The sequence below is a fragment of the Mycobacterium paraffinicum genome (assembly GCF_001907675.1).
Lineage (GTDB): Bacteria > Actinomycetota > Actinomycetes > Mycobacteriales > Mycobacteriaceae > Mycobacterium > Mycobacterium paraffinicum_A.
The window spans coordinates 1-16,740 of record NZ_MPNT01000002.1 but is presented as its reverse complement, the minus strand read 5'-3'; the positions used below and the strand labels follow the sequence as shown (position 1 = coordinate 16,740).

The 16,740-nt window shown below is 66.5% G+C and carries 21 protein-coding genes; 6 read left to right on the top strand and 15 right to left on the bottom strand.

The window, feature by feature from the left end:
• Positions 1–23 precede the first annotated feature (23 nt).
• Together purS and purQ are read left to right on the top strand one after the other, a co-directional pair.
• Positions 24–263, top strand: coding sequence for a phosphoribosylformylglycinamidine synthase subunit PurS (gene purS / locus BRW65_RS02705; RefSeq protein ID WP_067269430.1), 240 nt, complete (start codon positions 24–26; stop codon positions 261–263).
• On the top strand, positions 260–934 hold the full coding sequence (gene purQ, locus BRW65_RS02700; RefSeq protein ID WP_073871064.1) for a phosphoribosylformylglycinamidine synthase subunit PurQ: 675 nt from the start codon (positions 260–262) through the stop codon (positions 932–934). The genes purS and purQ overlap by 4 nt, the downstream gene beginning before the upstream one ends.
• A gap of 19 nt (positions 935–953) precedes the next feature.
• Here purQ and BRW65_RS02695 read toward each other — a convergent pair whose 3' ends face one another.
• From BRW65_RS02695 to BRW65_RS02685, 3 genes are all read right to left on the bottom strand, one after another.
• Entirely contained in the window at positions 954–1,421 is a 468-nt protein-coding gene (locus BRW65_RS02695; protein WP_073871061.1) for a hypothetical protein, read from the bottom strand.
• 111 nt (positions 1,422–1,532) lie between these two features.
• Positions 1,533–2,360: a GntR family transcriptional regulator gene (locus tag BRW65_RS02690; RefSeq protein WP_073871059.1), complete on the bottom strand. Its 828-nt coding sequence runs from the start codon at positions 2,358–2,360 to the stop codon at positions 1,533–1,535.
• A gap of 49 nt (positions 2,361–2,409) precedes the next feature.
• Positions 2,410–2,817 carry a nitroreductase/quinone reductase family protein gene (locus BRW65_RS02685; RefSeq protein ID WP_073871057.1) on the bottom strand — a complete coding sequence of 136 codons (408 nt, stop codon included), beginning with the start codon at positions 2,815–2,817 and terminating at the stop codon, positions 2,410–2,412.
• Positions 2,818–2,876: 59 nt separating this feature from the next.
• On the opposite strand from BRW65_RS02685, the gene BRW65_RS02680 reads away from it, so the two are divergent.
• Together BRW65_RS02680 and BRW65_RS02675 are read left to right on the top strand one after the other, a co-directional pair.
• Positions 2,877–3,458, top strand: a complete 582-nt coding sequence (locus BRW65_RS02680) for a TetR/AcrR family transcriptional regulator (protein WP_073871055.1) — start codon at positions 2,877–2,879, stop codon at positions 3,456–3,458.
• 2 nt (positions 3,459–3,460) lie between these two features.
• On the top strand, positions 3,461–3,859 hold the full coding sequence (locus BRW65_RS02675; protein ID WP_073871053.1) for a VOC family protein: 399 nt from the start codon (positions 3,461–3,463) through the stop codon (positions 3,857–3,859).
• Here BRW65_RS02675 and BRW65_RS02670 read toward each other — a convergent pair.
• The 8 genes from BRW65_RS02670 to BRW65_RS02635 form a co-directional block, all read right to left on the bottom strand.
• On the bottom strand, positions 3,853–4,311 hold the full coding sequence (locus BRW65_RS02670) for a cupin domain-containing protein (protein WP_073871051.1): 459 nt from the start codon (positions 4,309–4,311) through the stop codon (positions 3,853–3,855). The genes BRW65_RS02675 and BRW65_RS02670 overlap by 7 nt on opposite strands.
• A gap of 3 nt (positions 4,312–4,314) precedes the next feature.
• Positions 4,315–5,769, bottom strand: a complete 1,455-nt coding sequence (locus BRW65_RS02665) for a dihydrolipoyl dehydrogenase family protein (protein WP_073871050.1) — start codon at positions 5,767–5,769, stop codon at positions 4,315–4,317.
• Positions 5,770–5,794: 25 nt separating this feature from the next.
• Positions 5,795–6,475, bottom strand: a complete 681-nt coding sequence (locus BRW65_RS02660) for a haloacid dehalogenase type II (protein WP_073871047.1) — start codon at positions 6,473–6,475, stop codon at positions 5,795–5,797.
• Positions 6,476–6,477: 2 nt separating this feature from the next.
• On the bottom strand, positions 6,478–7,071 hold the full coding sequence (locus tag BRW65_RS02655) for a TMEM175 family protein (protein ID WP_073871044.1): 594 nt from the start codon (positions 7,069–7,071) through the stop codon (positions 6,478–6,480).
• Between the two features lie 22 nt (positions 7,072–7,093).
• Positions 7,094–7,975 (bottom strand): DUF427 domain-containing protein, encoded by an 882-nt coding sequence (locus BRW65_RS02650; protein ID WP_073871042.1) that lies wholly within the window; start codon positions 7,973–7,975, stop codon positions 7,094–7,096.
• A gap of 155 nt (positions 7,976–8,130) precedes the next feature.
• Entirely contained in the window at positions 8,131–8,805 is a 675-nt protein-coding gene (locus BRW65_RS02645) for a TetR/AcrR family transcriptional regulator (protein WP_073871040.1), read from the bottom strand.
• Positions 8,802–9,491 (bottom strand): TetR/AcrR family transcriptional regulator, encoded by a 690-nt coding sequence (locus BRW65_RS02640; RefSeq protein ID WP_073871038.1) that lies wholly within the window; start codon positions 9,489–9,491, stop codon positions 8,802–8,804. The genes BRW65_RS02645 and BRW65_RS02640 overlap by 4 nt, the downstream gene beginning before the upstream one ends.
• Positions 9,492–9,541: 50 nt before the next feature.
• The gene (locus tag BRW65_RS02635; RefSeq protein ID WP_073871036.1) at positions 9,542–10,423 is read right to left on the bottom strand and encodes an alpha/beta fold hydrolase; all 882 of its coding nucleotides are present in this window, start codon (positions 10,421–10,423) and stop codon (positions 9,542–9,544) included.
• Between the two features lie 208 nt (positions 10,424–10,631).
• Between BRW65_RS02635 and BRW65_RS02630 the strand changes: the two genes are divergently transcribed.
• Positions 10,632–12,335 (top strand): MOSC and FAD-binding oxidoreductase domain-containing protein, encoded by a 1,704-nt coding sequence (locus tag BRW65_RS02630; RefSeq protein ID WP_073871034.1) that lies wholly within the window; start codon positions 10,632–10,634, stop codon positions 12,333–12,335.
• Between the two features lie 55 nt (positions 12,336–12,390).
• Here the strand turns inward: BRW65_RS02630 and BRW65_RS02625 are convergent, their stop codons facing one another.
• Positions 12,391–13,188, bottom strand: coding sequence for a family 1 encapsulin nanocompartment shell protein (locus BRW65_RS02625; RefSeq protein ID WP_073871032.1), 798 nt, complete (start codon positions 13,186–13,188; stop codon positions 12,391–12,393).
• Complete coding sequence (locus tag BRW65_RS02620; RefSeq protein ID WP_073871030.1) at positions 13,188–14,195, bottom strand: Dyp-type peroxidase; 1,008 nt, start codon at positions 14,193–14,195, stop codon at positions 13,188–13,190. Before BRW65_RS02620 ends, BRW65_RS02625 begins: the two co-directional genes overlap by 1 nt.
• 131 nt (positions 14,196–14,326) lie before the next feature.
• Between BRW65_RS02620 and BRW65_RS02615 the strand changes: the two genes are divergently transcribed.
• Positions 14,327–15,586 carry a M18 family aminopeptidase gene (locus tag BRW65_RS02615; protein WP_073871703.1) on the top strand — a complete coding sequence of 420 codons (1,260 nt, stop codon included), beginning with the start codon at positions 14,327–14,329 and terminating at the stop codon, positions 15,584–15,586.
• 22 nt (positions 15,587–15,608) lie between these two features.
• On the opposite strand, the gene BRW65_RS02610 is transcribed toward BRW65_RS02615, so the two are convergent.
• Both BRW65_RS02610 and BRW65_RS02605 read right to left on the bottom strand, forming a co-directional pair.
• Entirely contained in the window at positions 15,609–15,977 is a 369-nt protein-coding gene (locus tag BRW65_RS02610) for a DoxX family protein (RefSeq protein WP_073871028.1), read from the bottom strand.
• Between the two features lie 45 nt (positions 15,978–16,022).
• Positions 16,023–16,472, bottom strand: coding sequence for a nitroreductase family deazaflavin-dependent oxidoreductase (locus tag BRW65_RS02605; RefSeq protein WP_073871026.1), 450 nt, complete (start codon positions 16,470–16,472; stop codon positions 16,023–16,025).
• Positions 16,473–16,740 lie beyond the last annotated feature (268 nt).

Genomic DNA, 16,740 nt, shown 5'->3' with positions numbered 1-16,740 from the left:
AACTGATCTGAGGAGGAGCGCCGGTGGGCCGGGTAGTCGTTCATGTGATGCCCAAAGCGGAGATTCTCGACCCGCAGGGTCAGGCGATCGTTGGCGCGCTGGGCCGCCTCGGTCATCCGGGAATCTCAGAAGTCAGACAAGGCAAAAGGTTCGAACTCGAAGTGGACGAAACCGTCGACGACTCGGTGCTCGCCGACATCGCGGAGACGCTCTTGGCGAATACGGTGATCGAGGACTGGACCATCAGCCGGGAGACCCAGTGACCGCGCGGATCGGCATCATCACATTCCCCGGGACGCTCGACGACGTCGACGCCGCCCGGGCGGCGCGGCGTGTCGGTGCCGAGGCCGTCAGCCTGTGGCACGCCGACGCCGACCTTAAGGGCGTCGACGCGGTGGTGGTGCCCGGCGGTTTCTCCTACGGCGACTACCTGCGGGCGGGTGCGATCGCCAGGTTCGCCCCCGTTATGGGCGAAGTGGTGGCCGCCGCGAACCGCGGCATGCCAGTGTTGGGCATCTGCAACGGGTTTCAGGTGCTCTGCGAGGCGGGGCTCTTGCCGGGGGCGCTGACCCGCAACGTCGGTTTGCACTTCATCTGCCGCGATGTGTGGTTGCGCGTGGCGTCGACGTCGACGGCCTGGACGTCGCGTTTCGAACCCGACGCGGACCTGCTGGTGCCGCTGAAGTCCGGCGAAGGCCGCTACGTGGCGCCCGCCGACGTCGTCGAGGAGCTCGAGGGCGAGGGCCGGGTGGTGTTCCGCTACCACGACAATCCCAACGGCTCGCTGCATGACATCGCGGGCGTCAGCTCCGCCAACGGTCGGGTGGTCGGACTGATGCCGCATCCCGAGCACGCCATCGAGGCGTTGACGGGCCCGTCCGACGACGGCTTGGGCCTGTTTTATTCGGTATTGGACGCGGCGCTTTCGGTCTAGGCCGAAACTCCCGGCAGGATCAGCCGGCGTCCCGCAACAACGGATGCGCCGTCGGCAGTTCGACGGCCGGGTTCAGGTCGGCGAACAGCTCGGTCGCGTCGGCGATGGTGCGGTCGACGAAGGCGGCAAACTCCTCGAACGAGACGCTCCGTCGGATCCAATGCGACCTGCGCGCGATCACGCCGATTCGCTGCGGATCGGACGACCCGTGCACTATCGCCGTCACCTCGCGGTCCTGACGGTTCCACGTATCCGAGAAGTGCACCAGCCAGGGCCGCTCGGTGGCGGGGAAAAAGCAGCCGGGAGTGACGCGAATGATCAGCACATCACCGTGCGCGGGCGAGATCTCGAGATGGACGTGCAGGCGCCGCGGGTGGGCGCTGGTGACGAAGAAGTATTCGCCATCGTGGTGGCCGCGGAAGTAGCGCCGCCCTCGGACGCGCAGGTACCGTTCGACCAAGTTCACGCACATGGGCTCGTTCGTCATGAAAATATGCTGCCGCCAGTGGCTTTGCGGACGCTGGGAGACGAGCCATGAGTCACCGAAGAATCTGTTGAGAATTGGCTGAGCGTTCGCGGCAGGTTCGGTCGCCCGCGGTCAGTCGGTCAGACGCCGCTCAATGATCCCGGCGCCGGGCTCGCGCATGCTGCTCGGCAGCGTCACGGAAAACCGGTATCGCTCGGGGCGGTAGTAGAACTCGACGACCTCGAGCGGCTTGTCGTCTTTGTCGTGACTGATGCGTTCGAGCACAAGCACGGGAGAGCCCAACGGCAGATTCAACGCGCCGGCAACCTCGACGGAGGCGCCGGCCGCGTGGATCTCATAAGTGGCGCGGGCGATGGGGATGCCCAGGCGCCGCTCCCACATCGTGTAGGTGCTTTCCATCGCCAGCGCGGGTTGCGCTTCCGACGCGCTCGACAGCAGCGGTTCGACGGCCTTTCCGAGTCCCGGCGGGAGGTAGGCGATCATCAGCGCCAGGGGCGCGTCCCCGTCGCGGAGGCGTCGGTGGATGCACAGCACTCTGGACAAGCCCAGCGTTTCGCCGACTCGTTGGGGCGGCTGCTCCACGCGATGGGACAGCACGTCGGCCTGGGGAGTGATGCCCGCGCTCGCCAGCACCTCGGGGATCGTGCGCACGGCGGAGCCCAGCTCCTGCCTCACCGGGTTGGCCACGAAGGTGCCCAGGCCCTGGCGTCGAACCAGCCAGCCCTGTCGCTCGAGCAGTCCGACCGCCGCCCGCACGGTCACCCGGCTCAGACCGGAGCGGTCGACCAGTTCTCGCTCGCTGGGCAGACGCCCGCCGCGCGGGAGGCGCTGCTTGATGATCGCGGCCTTGAGGGCCTCGGCGAGCTGGGTGCTCGCGGGCACGCTGCCACGGCGCACCCGCAGATCCGCGGCATCGAGGTCCAGCGGCCGGTCGGTCATTAGACGTATTGAAACGTCTGCTGGCGCACCGGAACAGACGCGCTGCCTGTCAGTTTTCGTACAGGTCGATGCGCACGGTCAGCAGGTCGGTGCCCAGCGCGCGCACCATCGAACTGTTGAACCGCGGCAGCGCCGCCAGGCGGGCATACGGGTCATCATGCGGCAACAGCACGGCCGTACCGGCACGCCAACGGCCCCGAATGCGGATTCGAACGCGACTGTCGGCCCTGATGTTTCGGATGTAATCGGACGTTCCCCCGTGATCGGACACCAGCCAGAAGGTGTCACCGTCGAGGCGTCCGCCGATCGGTGTGCGGCGCGCGAGGCCGCTGCGGCGTCCTCTGGTCTCGAGGAGAACCTGCGTGGGGAGTCGCCGGGTGACCGGATTGGCGACGTACCGGTGGAAGAAGCCGACGCGGCGGCGTTTGGGTTCGGTTGCGCGGACGTTGGTGGCCATGTCCCCAGCATTGTCGAGACCATCGGTCTCGTCAATAGGGCGCTAGTCTGCTGATTGTGATGCCGACCCGAAGGCCCCACACCGGTAGCCGCCGCAACGACGCCGCCGAACGAGCCATTCTGGATGCGGCCGCCGAGCTGCTCGCCGCCGACGACTCCGCCCCGATCACCGTCGGCACGATCGCAGAGCGCGCCGGCGTCGGCAAGCAGACGATCTATCGTTGGTGGCCCTCCAAGAGCGCGGTCCTTCTGGACGCCATGATTCACCGGGCGCGTCAGACCGCGCCCACGCCCGACAGCGGTGATCTGCGCGCCGACCTGCGTGCGTTTCTGCGGTCGACGTTTGCTGCCGTGGGTGACAGCCGTCGCCTGTTGTTGGGAGCGTTACGCGAAGCATTGGCCGATGCCGCGGCCATGGACCGTCTCGCGGCGTTCACCGGGGCCCGGCGCAACGAGCTGGCGATCATCCTTGACCGGGCGCTGGCTCGCGGCGAGATCGGGCATCCTGCGACCGTCATCGACCAGGCCTTCGGAATGATTTGGTATCGAATGATTTTCGCTCACGCACCGCTCGATGAGCAGGCCGCCGACGACTTGGCGACCGCTCTCACCGCGCAGTTGCGCACCAACCGGGAGGATTGACCGTGGAATTTGCGGTGGAACGGATCGACCACATCGTGCTGAATTGCAACGACGTCGAGGCCACCGCCGCATGGTATGAGCGCGTGCTGGGCATGCGGCGGGAAACGTTCGGGCCGACCAACCGGGTGGCGCTACGCTTCGGGGAGCAAAAGCTCAACCTGCGGCCCGTCGGGGCGCTGCGCGACGATCCCGAGTGGGTCACCGGCGCGGTCGAAGCGGCCGGGTCCGAGGACTTGTGCTTCATCACTCGTTGCAGCCCGGACGAGGTGCGCGCCCACCTGGTGGGCTCAGGAGCGGAGATCGTCGCGGGGCCCGTCACCAGGACGGGCGCCTTGGGTCCGATGACCTCGCACTACTGCCGCGACGTCGACGGGAACCTCGTCGAAATCGCCGTTTACTGAAGGGGATACAGCGCCGGCAGGTTCACCACGACCGCCTCTTGGGTGCTGCGCGCGATGACCACTTCCGCCGGTGTGTTCGGGTCCGGGTTTTCCTCTCGGTGCGGTAGATACGGGGGGATGAACACGTAGTCACCGGGTGACGTCGAGATGCGCACCTCTTGCGCCCCGTCGTGAAAGACGAATTCCGGGTGGCCGCTGCGCACGTAGATCGCCGTCTCCGAGTCGCCGTGATGGTGGTTGGACGAGACGGTCGAGGGCGACGCGTGCGTCTCGCCCATCCAGAGCTTTTCGGCACCGACCGACGTCCCGCTGAGCGCGGCGAAGCGGCGCAGCCCCTCGGATTGCGCGGTGTCGGAGCTGATGTCCGACGCCTTGATGTGGTGCACCCGGTTGTGACTCGGCTGCGGTGCCGTCTCGTCGAAGTCTGGGTGGAAGCCGTCTGCGGTGGCCATGCGTCAATTATCGTCCGACGCATCCCGGTACGCCTCGAGGAGCCGCAGCCACAGCTCGCTGACCGTGGGGAAGCAGGGCACGGCGTGCCACAACCGGTCGACGGGCACCTCGCCCGCGACGGCGACGGTGGCGGAATGGAGAATTTCGGTTACCCCCGGCCCAACCAGCGTGACCCCAAGCAAGCACCCGCGATCGAGGTCCACCACCATCCGTGCCTGACCGGCGTACCCGTCCGCATAAAGCTTCGCCCCCGTCACGACGTCGCCGATCTGCACATCGACGGTTCGCGCCCGACGCCCGGCGTGTTCGGCTTGCTGGGCCGTCAGGCCGACCGCGGCGGCTTCGGGGACGGTGAAGAAGGCCTGCGGCACGGCGTAATGATCGGCGGTCGTTGCGTGCCGGCCCCACGGTGCGGTGTCCACCGCCGCGCCCGCGGCCCGCGCCCCGATGGCTGCTCCGGCAATGCGGCCCTGGTACTTCCCCTGATGCGTCAGCAGGGCCCGGTGATTGACGTCGCCCGCCGCGTAGAGCCAACCGTCTTCGACGGCCCGCACTTGGCAGGTGTCGTCCACGTCGAGCCAGTCGCCGGGTGTCAGCCCGACGGTGTGCAGGCCGATGTCGTCGGTGAGTGGTGCGCGGCCCGTCGCGAAAAGCACTTCGTCGACCACCAATTCGGAGCCATCGTCCAATTCCAGGGTCACCGCTGCGCCGTCGGGCCGGCGCAACGCGCGCACCGAGACGCCGACGCGCACGTCCACGCCCGCGTCGGCGAGGCCACGGCCGATGAACTCACCGACGAAGGGCTCCATCCGCGGCAGTAGGCCCGAACCTCGTGCGAGGAGGGTCACCTGAGATCCCAATCCGCGCCATGCGGTTGCCATTTCGACGCCCACACCGCCGGCGCCCACCACCGCCAGCCGCTCGGGGACCGAGCTGCTGTCGGTGGCTTGGCGGTTGGTCCACGGCCTCGCTTCGTCGATGCCGGGCACCTCGGGCAGGACGGGCCGGCTTCCCGTGCAGATCACGACTGCGTGCCGCGCGGTCAGCACGGACGTGGCTCCATCGGACGCGGTGACCGCGACTCGCCGGGCGCCATCCAAGCGGCCATGGCCGCGTACCAGGGTGGCACCGATTCCGCCCACCCAGTCGGCCTGGTCGCTGTCGTCCCAGTTGGTGACGTAGCGGTTGCGGCGGCCGAAGACCCCCGCAACGCCGATGGACCCGCTGACCGCCTCCCGTGCGCCGTCGACTTGGCGGGCCTCCGAGACGGCAATCACCGGACGCAGCAAGGCTTTACTGGGCACGCAGGCCCAGTAAGAACATTCGCCTCCGACGAGTTCGCGCTCGACCAGCGCGACGCTCAGGCCCGCGGCCCGGGCGCGCTCTGCGGCGTTCTGCCCGATCGGACCGGCGCCGAGCACAATGACGTCATAACCCGATTCATCATTTGCTGCCATCGTCGGTGATCCTCCCCGTTGGCCCTCAGCTGTCGATCAACTCCGCGGCGAGTTGGCGCAGGTCACTTGCCACGAGATTCGGTTGGGGTAGCCCTGCGACTGGCAGTGGCGGATTGCCGGGCCGGGCGATGAGCGCCCCGCTGAAGCCGACATTCTGGGCGCCAAGGGTGTCCCACACGTGGGCCGCCACCATCATGCACTCGGTCGGGGCCACTTCGAGCGTCTCGCACGCGTATCGGTACACGGCGGGCGACGGCTTGAAGGCGTGGCAGGCGTCGACGCTCAATTGGTGTTCGAAGAATTCGGCCAGCCCGGAACTCTGCAGCGCCGTCGGCCCGTCGGGGTTGGGTGGTGAGTTGGTCAGCGTCACGAGACGAAAACCGTTGTCTTTCAACCTGGCGAGCCCCTCGGCCGCATCAGGGTGGGCCGGCATGGTGAGCAAGCCGGTCTTGAGGCGGTGCACGTGTTCGTCGGAGACGGCCACGCGGTGGATATCGCCAACCATGCGGAGCACACCTTGGGCCAGCGTGGAGAAGTCCACGTAGCTGTCCGCCAACGTCGCGGACATCGAATACATGACCAGCTGCGCGAACCACTCGCGAAGCACTCGCTCGTCGCCGAACAGCTCGGCGAACAGCGGTGACAACGAATCGATGTCGACCAACGTCTCATTGACGTCGAAAACCAGGACGGACGGCACGGGCATGATCAGGCCTCGACCTTCTTCGGGAGGGGGAAGTCCGGCCGGAGATACCCGATCAAACAAAGGCAAATCAATGTCATCCCGAGCAACGGCCACCAGAGGGCGGTCACCCCGGCCGCCGCGAAAACGCCGACCGTGATGAAGGACCTCATCCGCATCAGCCTGCGCATCCGGTCGGTGAGGTCTTCGTGGGCCGGCCGATCGATCACTTCGCGGCACAGCGCCAGATAGGTGACGTTGACGAGAACGAAGACGAACGCGTACAGGGCCACCGGCGCCGCGGCGAGCCTACTGTCGGCGATCCACTCGGTGGTGATCGGAATGAGCGATACCGAAAACAGGTGCGCGAAATTCGACCACACCAACCGCGGCGTCGCCAGCTCCGCGTAGCTGAGCAAGTGATGATGGTTGACCCACACGATCGCGATGAACAAGTAGCTGACCACATAACTCAATCCGGTAGGCCACAGTGGTAGCAATGCGCTGAAGCTGTGGGCGGCCGGCGGCTTGAGCTCGAGCACCAGGATCGTGATCAGCACCGCGAAAACCCCGTCGGAGAACGCTCCTACCCTGTCCGGATTGGTCTTCCGCCCGACCACTACGCCTCCTCAGTCCGAAGTCTTATTCGATCCCCGCGGTTGGTGTCTTCCCTAAGACCTCATCGGTGTCGAGCCCCCGGTCGACCCCGTGAGGGATGACGGTCTGGCCGGGCTCGAGCCGCAGTTGCTTGCCGTCGAGGTAGACGTCGATCTTGTCCGGTTCGAAGGACACCAAGTCGCTAACTCGTGCCACCTCGCGCCAGGCGTTCCGATACGACCACGCCGCGCGCTTGCGGTCGCCGATATCGTAGTAGGAGCAGATCCCCTTGTATGGGCAAAAAGTCTGCGTGTCAACAAGTTCGATGGCGGATTCGTCAATGTCCTCGCGTGGCACGTACCAGCGCGGCGCGAACCCGGATTCGTACAAGGCTAGCGGGCGCTCGGTATCGGCAATCACCCGATCGCCGTCACGAGCGACGAGATGCCTCGCAGTGGAGCGGATATCGATCCGATGATAGGCATCGGCAGCATGCCCGACGATGCGTTCCTCCTCTTCGTAGAAGGCGTCCATGGCGCGCCACGCGAATGCCAGGTGCCCCTCGAGGATCGATGCATACGGTGGCAGGGCCGTGTGCTGCCAGGCGGCGTGGCTGGTCGCCCGGTCCGCGACTTTGATGGTGAACCACTGCGTGTCGCCCAACTCCTGATGCCGCGTGAGCCTGTCTTCGGCCGCCAGGACTCCGGCCTCGATATCGCCGAGCGGGAAGTAGGCGACCGGATAACGTCCCGGCTCGTGTAACAGGATCACGTCTTGGCTGTCGGCTACCCATGTGTCAGCGAGGCGAACTCGCATGCGCCTCCTCAGCGGCTCGACGTACAACAGTCGCGCCGGCAATGGGTGTTCAGTCAGAAAGTGTCCCACCGATCCCGTAGCCAGCGGCCCCTGCTGCCATGCCAGCCCCATCCCCGTCCCCTCTCTTCAGCCACACCACTGCGCAACTAATCTCACTGCGCCACAAGGCCACCCGGCGGAAACCGTGATATCCCAACGACGTACTGGGCTAGCTAACCCATTTATTATGGGCCAGCCATCCCATTCTGTCCAGCGACGAGGTGACTTCACCTTGATCGGGACGCGTCGCGGCGCCGCTTCGAAGCGGCTCGGCTCCTCGGATTCTGCGTTCTGAAGGAGCGGACGTAGTCGACGGCGGCGTTGACGGCCGCCCGCAGGGGTTCCGCGTCCCCGGTGGCGTACGTCAGCATCGCGCCGCCCTGGTGCGCGACGACCAGCGACACCGCCAGGTGCCGTGGATCGGCCTCGGGACGCAGGTCGCCGCGCCGGCGCATCGCCGTAAGACCGGTCTCGAACAAACCGATCCACAGGTCATAACCGGCGGCGAGATCGTCGTGAATTTCGTCGTCGGCGTCGATCAGCTCGCCCGCCAAGGAGCCGTAGACGCAACCGCCGACCCGGTACACGGTGTCGACGGCGGCGACGCAGGCGTCGGCCCAGGCCTGCAGCGCGGCGAAGCTGTCGAGGGCGCCAAACGGTGGCTGAGTGTGGAAAGCCCGCACGTCGTCGCGGCGGGTGGAAATGACCAGACGGATCAGATCGCGTTTGTCGCGGAAGTAGTGCGCGATCTGTGAACCGCCCACCCCCGCCGCGCGCCGTACCTGCTCGATGCTGGTGTTGGCGATGCCACGCTCGAACATTAGCCGCGCTGCGGCGTCGACGATGCGCGCGCGAGTCGCCAGGCCCTTGCGGGTGAATTGTGCTGGGCTGTCGTCGCTCACGTGGCGGTCCTCGCGCGTCGTCGCGGACGCCGCGCAGGTCTTGGTACCCGCTCGTCGGCGTCGGTGGCGAAGGTGCGCAGGTAGTTGATCGCGAAGCGAACTGCGTCGGCATGCGGCCATTCCGCCCGGTAGGTGAAGGCCAAGGTGCCACCGCCCTGATGGGCGGCGACGATGACCATCGCCAACCGTCGAGCGTCGGCGTCCGCGACCAAGACGCCGTCCTCCTTCATCCGCTGGATCGCAGCCTCGAGCAGGTCGACCCACTGCCAATAGCCGGTCGCCAGCGTTTCACGCGTCGGATCGTCGGACTTCGCCAGCTGGGCGGCAAGTGCATGGTAGGTGGGCGTGCCGAAAAATCCGATGCGCCTGAGGTACCGCATGTTGAGATCGCCCCAACGCTCGAAATCGTCGAACGACTCCAGGCCTCCTAGCTTGGGCTGCCGGTGAAAGTCGAGGACCACCCCGATCTGGCGCCGGAGAACCGCGCGTATCAGCGCGCCCTTATCGGCGAAATAATGGGCAAGCTGGGAACCGCTGACCGACGCCGCCCGGCGGACGTTCTCCATGTTCGCCGCGGACAGGCCCTCGGTGACGATCAGTTGGGCGGCCGCCTCCACGATGCGATCCCGAGTGGCGCGCCCCTTGGCGGTCAACCGTTGTTCGTCGTGAACATCGGGATGGGCCATCGCGTCAGGCTAACCCGCGGACGCTCCGAACTATGGGATATCCAGCCCATTCATTCCGGCGGGCCGGCCATGTCTACGTTGTCGAGGAAGTCGCGGATCAGCCCGGCGACCTCGTCCAGTGCGGACTCCAGCAGGAAATGCCCGCCGTCGAGCAAGCGGATCTCGGCATCAGGCAGGTCGTCGGCGAACGCCGTGGCGCCGGCCGGGCCGAAGATCTCGTCGCCGCGGCCCCACACAGCCAGCAGCGGGACCTGGCTGGCCCGGAAGAATTCGTGCAACCGCGGGTAGAGCGGCGCGTTGGTTGCATAGTCCCGCAACAGTTTCAGCTGCACCAGATCATTGCCCGGTCGCGATATGAGCGCGTAATCGTGGTGCCACGATTCGGGGTCGACGAGCGTCTCGTCGGGAACGCCGGTGACGTATTGCCATCGGGTGGCGTCCAGCGTGAGGAACTGCCGGACCGCGGCCTCGGTGTCGGGCGTCTGTTCGCTCTGGTAAGCGCGCACGATCTTCCAGAAGCTGTCGACGAATCCCGCGTCGTAGCCGTTGCCGTTCTGGGTGATGATCGCGGTGATCGACGACGGGTCCCGCAGCGCCAGCCGCCAGCCGATCGGCGCACCGTAGTCCTGGACGTACATCGCGTACCGGTCGACGTGGACCGCGCGCAGCAATGCGGCAGTGAGGTCGGTCAGCGCGTCGAAGGTGTAATCGAACTCGTGGACGGACGGTGCGTCGGAGAGCCCGAAGCCTAAGTGATCCGGTGCGATGACGTGGTAGCGGTCGGCGAGGACCGGGATCAGATGGCGGAACATGTAGGAGCTGGTGGGAAACCCGTGCAACAGCACCAGCGCGGGAGCGCTCGGGTCACCCGCTTCGCGGAAGAAGAGCCGGCGACCGTCGACGGTGGCATAGCGATGATGAACAGCCGCCATGGCTTTCCTCCCAAATTTCGCCCTCGAACGCCGAGCGGCTTCAACGAAGTTACCGCCACCGGAAGATTCTGGGTTATGTATCCCAGTATGCACCAGAATTCGCTGCGCGCAAGAGTCGCGCTGCCGTGTTCCGTCAGTTGTTGCCGTTGCCTTCCGGCTGACATAGTGTGAGCCAGCCCTGGAATTCGGGGCCTGCGGAGGTGGCGCGGTGGCCAAGCTGATCTCGGTAAACGTGGGGCTGCCCCAGAACGTGCAGTGGCGGGACAAGACCGTCTACACGGGGATCTGGAAAACTCCGGTCGAAGGTCCGGTCATGGTGCGCCGCCTGAACATCGACGGCGACGGCCAGGGTGATCTCGGCGGACACGGCGGCGAGCAGCGCGCCGTCATGGTGTATCAGACCGAGTCATATGACTTTTGGAAAAAATACCTGGGTCGCGACGACCTCGTGCCCGGACACTTCGGGGAGAACTTCACCATCACCGGATTGCCCGACGCCGACGTGTGCATCGGTGACCGCTATCGGATCGGTGAAGCCGAGTTCGAGGTCACCCAGCCCCGCGTCACCTGTTTTCGGGTCGGAATGCGCATGAACGAACTCAGGATGCCGAACCTGCTTGTCTCCCAACGCCGGCCGGGTTTTTACTTCCGAGTGATTTCCGAGGGACGGGTTTGCGCCGGCGATGACATCACGCGTACCCGCCGTGGTCGCCATGAGCTCAGCGTCGCCGACGTCGATGCGCTGTTGTACCTGCCCAACCGTGATCTCGAGCTACTCCGCAAGATCGTCGATGTCCCGGCACTCAGCCCGGGGTGGCAGCAGTCATTCCGGGACATGCTCGCAACGCCGCAGGGATCGGCGTCCGCATCTCCCAGCGCGGCACCGGCGTGGCAGGGTTTTCGGCCCTTGCGGGTCAGGGGAATACGCCGGGAAAGCCCACAGGTGATGTCCATCGAGCTGGAGGCCGAGGATCGTTCCGCCCTGCCGGCGCCGCTTCCCGGGCAATATCTGACGGTGCGCATCCCCGGCGCGGGCGCGCCGGCGCCGCTGCGGAGTTACTCCCTTTCGGGAGACCCCGCAGCAGGGTACTACCGCATCAGCGTCAAGCGGGAAGAGCACGGCCTGGTGAGCTCGTGGCTGCACGAGCACGTCGAGCCGGGCTCGATCGTCGAGGCCGCCGCCCCGCGCGGCGAGTTCTACCTCACCGACGGCGGCGGACCTGTGTTGCTGATGTCGGCGGGAATCGGCATCACACCCGTTCTGGCCATGCTGCACGCGCTCGCGGCGGCCAGCAGCGGCCGCGATATCTGGTGGCTGCACACCGCCCGCAATCGCGAAACCCAAGCGTTCGCAACGGAAGCGACGGGCTTGATCGAATCCCTGCCGAGCGCGCGGCAGTCGGTGTTCTACACCCAGACACAAGGACGTTTGGACCGCAAGACCATCGCGGCGCTAGGTATACCGGCCAATGCCACGGCATACCTGTGCGGCCCAACCCAGTTCATGAGCGACATGCGCGACGCGCTCGCCGCTGGCGGTCTGGACCCGCAGCGGATTCATAACGAGCTATTCGGTGCCCTGCCGCCGATCAACCCGGGGATCGTCGACGACACCCCACGTAATCCGCCCCACCCCCCGGCGGGGGTTGTGGGGACGGGTCCGCCAATCACCTTCGCGCGCAGCGGCCTGACGGCCGCCTGGTCGTCCGCATACGGCAGCATCCTCGATCTCGCGGAGGCCTGCGACGTTCCCACCCGGTTCTCCTGCCGAAGCGGCGTCTGTCACCTGTGCGTCACCGGCGTCGTCGCCGGCAGAGCCGTCTACGTCCAGCAGCCTCTGGAGCCGCCCGAGCCGGGGACGGTGCTCATCTGCTCGGCGGCTCCCGAAACCGATCTGGTTCTGGACCTGTAACGAGAATCGTTGTGTCAGGCCGCGATCGCGCGCAGGCCGCCGGTTGCGGGCAGGTCTAGGAGCTCAGCGGGACCGACGCCTCCGCGGTGTAGCACAGGAACGTCAGCGTTTCCTGCAGGTATAGCTGCACGGTCTCCGCATCATGGCTGGTATACCCGATCGACACATCGGTCCCGAGCTGCAGATCGAAGTCGCCGCCGCGGGTGGTCAGCACGAAAGCACCGTCGATGGCCGGCGCCCAGATGATGTCCCCGGGGACCAGCCGGTCGATGTGCTCGAGGATCGGGTAGCCGTGTTCGGTGGTTTCGCTGACCTTCGTATAGACGTCGGCGGACAGCAGCACCGAATAGGGACCGTCGACACCGGCCAGCCGCAGTTCGGAGATCGCCTGGGTGATGACGTCCGGGATCTCGCGGGGATCGGCCGGCAAGGTCAGCGGCTTGTTCGAGCTGCAGGTGCGAATGCCGTCGATCGACGCCGCGGGGTAGCCCTCGAAGATGGCGCGGTCCTCGACGAACGCCAGCTTCTTGGCGGCGGCCTTGACCGGGTCCCAGTCCGAGTCCTGCGCGCCGCGCTCCACGTTGTCGATTTCATAACGGGACAGGGTGAACGGAACACGCAGTCGGACAAGGGGTTTACTTGCCCGTAGGTGAGCCTCGACGCCGTCGGATGGTGACGCCACGTCGACCAGGCGGCCGGTGCTGACCGCCGCGGTGACCGGGCCACCCGGCTCGCTGACGTCGACGACCCGGCGTCCGGCGATATGGCGTTTGAACGTCCGAGACGCCTCGGTTTCGATTTCCTTCCAAGCCGCTTCGGTGACCGGTGCCAACTCGCGGTAGAGGTTGTTCATCAAGTGGTTCCTTTCAGGCTGCCGATCGAAAGTGAGCCGTCTGGTACGGCAGGGGTTTCGGCCACCGGCACTGCGGGCATTGGCGGTGGATCGTCGAGGAGGTCGACAGTGGGCGAGAAGAACAGGCCACCGGTGACCGCGGTGGAGAATTCGAGGATGCGGTCGGTGTTGCCGGGTGGATCGCCGAGAAACATGTTGCGCAGCATCTGCTCGGTCACCCGTGGCGTGCGGGAATACCCGATGAAGTAGGTGCCGTACTCGCCCTTCCCGAGCTGACCGAACGGCATGTTGTGACGCACGATCTTCAGTTCGGTGCCATCCGCGTCAGTGATCACGTTCAGGGCGATGTGGGAGTTGGGCGGCTTTTCCTCGTCATCCAGCTCGAGGTTTTCCAGCTTCGTGCGGCCGATCACCAGCTCCTGCTCGGTGACCGAGAGCGCGTTCCACGACGACATCTCGTGCAGGTACTTCTGCACGTGCACGTAGCACGAGCCTTCGAAGTCGGGATCCTCGGCGCCGATGGTGGTGGCGCTGACGGCGAGCGGGCCGTCCGGGTTTTCGGTGCCGTCGACGAAGCCCAGCAGGTCACGGTTGTCGAAGTAGCGGAACCCGTGCACTTCGTCGACGACGGTGACCGCACCGGCCATCGACCGCAGGATGCGGTCGGCCAATTCGAAACAGACGTCCAGGCTCTCCGCCCGAATGTGGAACAGCAAGTCCCCGGGCGTGGCCGGGGCGGTGTGCCGCGGGCCGTTCAGCTCGACGAAGGGGTGCAACTCCGCGGGGCGGGGGCCAGAGAACAACCGATCCCAGGCCTGCGAGCCGATGGAGGTGATGGCCGACAACCGTTTCGGCGGCTCGCGAAACCCGATTGCCCGCACCAGCCCGGAAATGTCGGGCAGCGCGTCGTGCACCGTCGCCTCGCCGCCGTCGTCGATGGTCACCACCAGAAAGACCGCCGCAGGCGTCAACGGCTCGAGGATGGGCTGTGGCTGGACGGGAGGCACTCTGCTGACCCTAGCGTGGCGACGGTGAGCGCAGGAAGTTGTGCGGCTGGGGGTCCCCCCGCTTGCGGGGGAGAGCCGCGCAATCGGGCCCAGCGTGGCGACGGTGAGTAGCGACAGCCATGATGATCAACATGTCGGCCAGCGCCGCAGGCCTCTGCGATTTCATCGACGCTTCTCCGTCGCCATTTCATGTCTGCGCCACGGTGGCCGCGCGGCTGACCGCTGCCGGTTTCACCGAACTGAGCGAGGCGAACCGGTGGCCGGATGAACCGGGCCGCTACTTCATAGTGCGGGCAGGCTCGCTGGTCGCCTGGAATTCCGACGGGGCCGACGGGCCGTTCCGGATCGTCGGCGCGCACACCGACAGCCCGAACCTACGGGTCAAGCAGCATCCCGACCGGGTGGTCGCGGGGTGGCGCGTGGTCGCGCTGGAGCCGTACGGCGGGGCGTGGCTCAACTCCTGGCTGGATCGCGACCTGGGCATCAGTGGACGGTTGTCGGTGCATGACGGCGCCGGGGTCGAGCACCTGTTGGTCCGGATCGACGACCCGATCCTGCGGGTACCCCAACTGGCCATCCACCTCGCCGAGGACCGCAAATCGCTGACGCTCGATCCGCAACGCCACGTCAACGCGGTCTGGGGAGCCGGTGCGGACCTGAAGCCGTTCATCGACTTTGTCGCCGAGCGCGCCGGGGTGACGCCGACCAGCGTGCTGGCCGCCGACCTGATGACCCATGACCTGACCCCGTCGGCGGTGGTCGGCGCCGCCGGCGACCTGCTCAGCGCGCCGCGCCTGGACAACCAGGCCAGCTGCTACGCGGGGACGGAGGCGTTGGTCGCCGCCGAACCGCGGGGATTCCTACCCGTGCTGGTGGTCTTCGACCACGAGGAGGTCGGGTCGTCCTCCGACCACGGCGCCCAGTCCGACCTGCTCGGCACCGTCCTGGAGCGCATCGTGCTCGCGGCCGGCGGAACCCGCGAAGACTTCCTGCGCCGGCTGCCGACGTCGCTGCTGGCCTCGGCGGACATGGCCCATGCCACCCACCCCAATTACCCGGAGCGGCACGAGCCCAGCCACTTGATCGAGGTCAACGGCGGGCCGGTGCTCAAGGTGCACCCCAACCTGCGCTATGCCACCGACGGGCGCACGGCCGCGGCCTTCGAGCTGGCCTGCCGGCAGGCCGGGGTCGGCCTGCAGCGCTACGAGCACCGGGCCGACCTGCCGTGCGGATCGACGATCGGGCCGTTGGCCTCGGCTCGGACCGGCATCCCGACCGTCGACGTCGGCGCCCCGCAGCTCGCGATGCACTCCGCGCGGGAGTTGATGGGCGCGCGCGACGTGGCCGCGTACTCGGCGGCGATGGAAGCGTTCCTCTCACCGAAGCGTTAGTGAGGCCTGATGAGGGGCCGCACTAGAGGACGACCGGGTGCGCGACCACGGTCAGCGTGAAGGTCGCGACGTTGAAGGCAAGCAAGAACCCGGCCAGTGCGAACTGGCCGGAGATGTCGCGGGCGAGGACATGGGTGTACATCGCGCAAATAAAGAAGATGGTCAGTCCCGCTGCTGCCGCGGCGCCGATTCCCGGCACCCACAGGCCGACGAGCAGCCCAAGGGCGCCAAGGGTTTTCAGGGTGCCGATCGGAAAGGTCAGCCAGGACACCGGGACGCCGGCCCGTTCCATGGGCGGAATGATGGGTGCGAAGTGCACCAGTGCGCTCACGCCGGAAAATCCGTTGAGCGCGATGGCGGATATCGTCACGACGAGGTATGCGCTGTGCATGTTGCGGCTTCCATAGCTGGTCGGTCAGTGGGGAATCGTTCGGTGTCAGTTCGTCGGGATCGGGTCTAGCCGGAACACGGCAATCCGGCCGGCAAGCGCCTCGACTTCTTCGGGATCGCCTTGGCGCACCAGTCCGGAGCGCTTCAAAAAGCCAACGCCGATCGGCACTTCCACCGGGTATCGGCGCAACACCGGTCGAGCTTGCTCGGCCGTCAGCTCAGTTATCTTGACGCGTCGCGTCTTTCGGCCCTTGCCGAGCGTTCCTGTGCCGGCTGCGCGGGCGTTGCGCGCCCAATCGGCACCGGGGAAGCCGGCCACGGCATAGAGCCGTCCGTCCAGCGTGAACGGTGTCATCGGCGTGCTGCGGGGCCGGCCCGTTTTGCGGCCCGGCACCGTCAAGACCATGGGTGGTCCGGTTGGTATGCCAAGTCTTTGCAGCGTGATCATGAACTTGTTCATCGGCTTCAGCCAACGAGGCGGCGTCGGGTGAGACATTTCTTCTCCTGTCGCGTATTTCGTCGTTGAACGGCTAGTCCGCCGGCGTGGCCGGACCGGCAACCCGTAACCAAGGACGGATCCGTGGCGCGAAAAGTTACGCGCGCGTGTGTAACTTTTCGGCGCGCCGCCTCGTCGTCAGGTCACGTCCCGTGGAGTGGTGTAAGAGCATTCGCGTGTTCGCGTGAGGCTCTGCGGTTGTTCACTATGCCGTGAGAGCTGCTGTGGGGGCAATCGTTTCGGCGTTCTTGTCGCTGGCGTTGAGGAG

Bases quoted from the DNA above. Each gene is read 5' to 3' on its own strand.
- BRW65_RS02695 (WP_073871061.1), bottom strand. From the start codon at position 1,421: ATGACGAACGAGCCCATGTGCGTGAACTTGGTCGAACGGTACCTGCGC.
- BRW65_RS02690 (WP_073871059.1), bottom strand. From the start codon at position 2,360: ATGACCGACCGGCCGCTGGACCTCGATGCCGCGGATCTGCGGGTGCGC.
- BRW65_RS02685 (WP_073871057.1), bottom strand. From the start codon at position 2,817: ATGGCCACCAACGTCCGCGCAACCGAACCCAAACGCCGCCGCGTCGGC.
- BRW65_RS02680 (WP_073871055.1), top strand. From the start codon at position 2,877: ATGCCGACCCGAAGGCCCCACACCGGTAGCCGCCGCAACGACGCCGCC.
- BRW65_RS02670 (WP_073871051.1), bottom strand. From the start codon at position 4,311: ATGGCCACCGCAGACGGCTTCCACCCAGACTTCGACGAGACGGCACCG.
- BRW65_RS02665 (WP_073871050.1), bottom strand. From the start codon at position 5,769: ATGGCAGCAAATGATGAATCGGGTTATGACGTCATTGTGCTCGGCGCC.
- BRW65_RS02660 (WP_073871047.1), bottom strand. From the start codon at position 6,475: ATGCCCGTGCCGTCCGTCCTGGTTTTCGACGTCAATGAGACGTTGGTC.
- BRW65_RS02650 (WP_073871042.1), bottom strand. From the start codon at position 7,975: ATGGGGCTGGCATGGCAGCAGGGGCCGCTGGCTACGGGATCGGTGGGA.
- BRW65_RS02640 (WP_073871038.1), bottom strand. From the start codon at position 9,491: ATGGCCCATCCCGATGTTCACGACGAACAACGGTTGACCGCCAAGGGG.
- BRW65_RS02635 (WP_073871036.1), bottom strand. From the start codon at position 10,423: ATGGCGGCTGTTCATCATCGCTATGCCACCGTCGACGGTCGCCGGCTC.
- BRW65_RS02625 (WP_073871032.1), bottom strand. From the start codon at position 13,188: ATGAACAACCTCTACCGCGAGTTGGCACCGGTCACCGAAGCGGCTTGG.
- BRW65_RS02615 (WP_073871703.1), top strand. From the start codon at position 14,327: ATGTCGGCCAGCGCCGCAGGCCTCTGCGATTTCATCGACGCTTCTCCG.
- BRW65_RS02610 (WP_073871028.1), bottom strand. From the start codon at position 15,977: ATGCACAGCGCATACCTCGTCGTGACGATATCCGCCATCGCGCTCAAC.
- BRW65_RS02605 (WP_073871026.1), bottom strand. From the start codon at position 16,472: ATGTCTCACCCGACGCCGCCTCGTTGGCTGAAGCCGATGAACAAGTTC.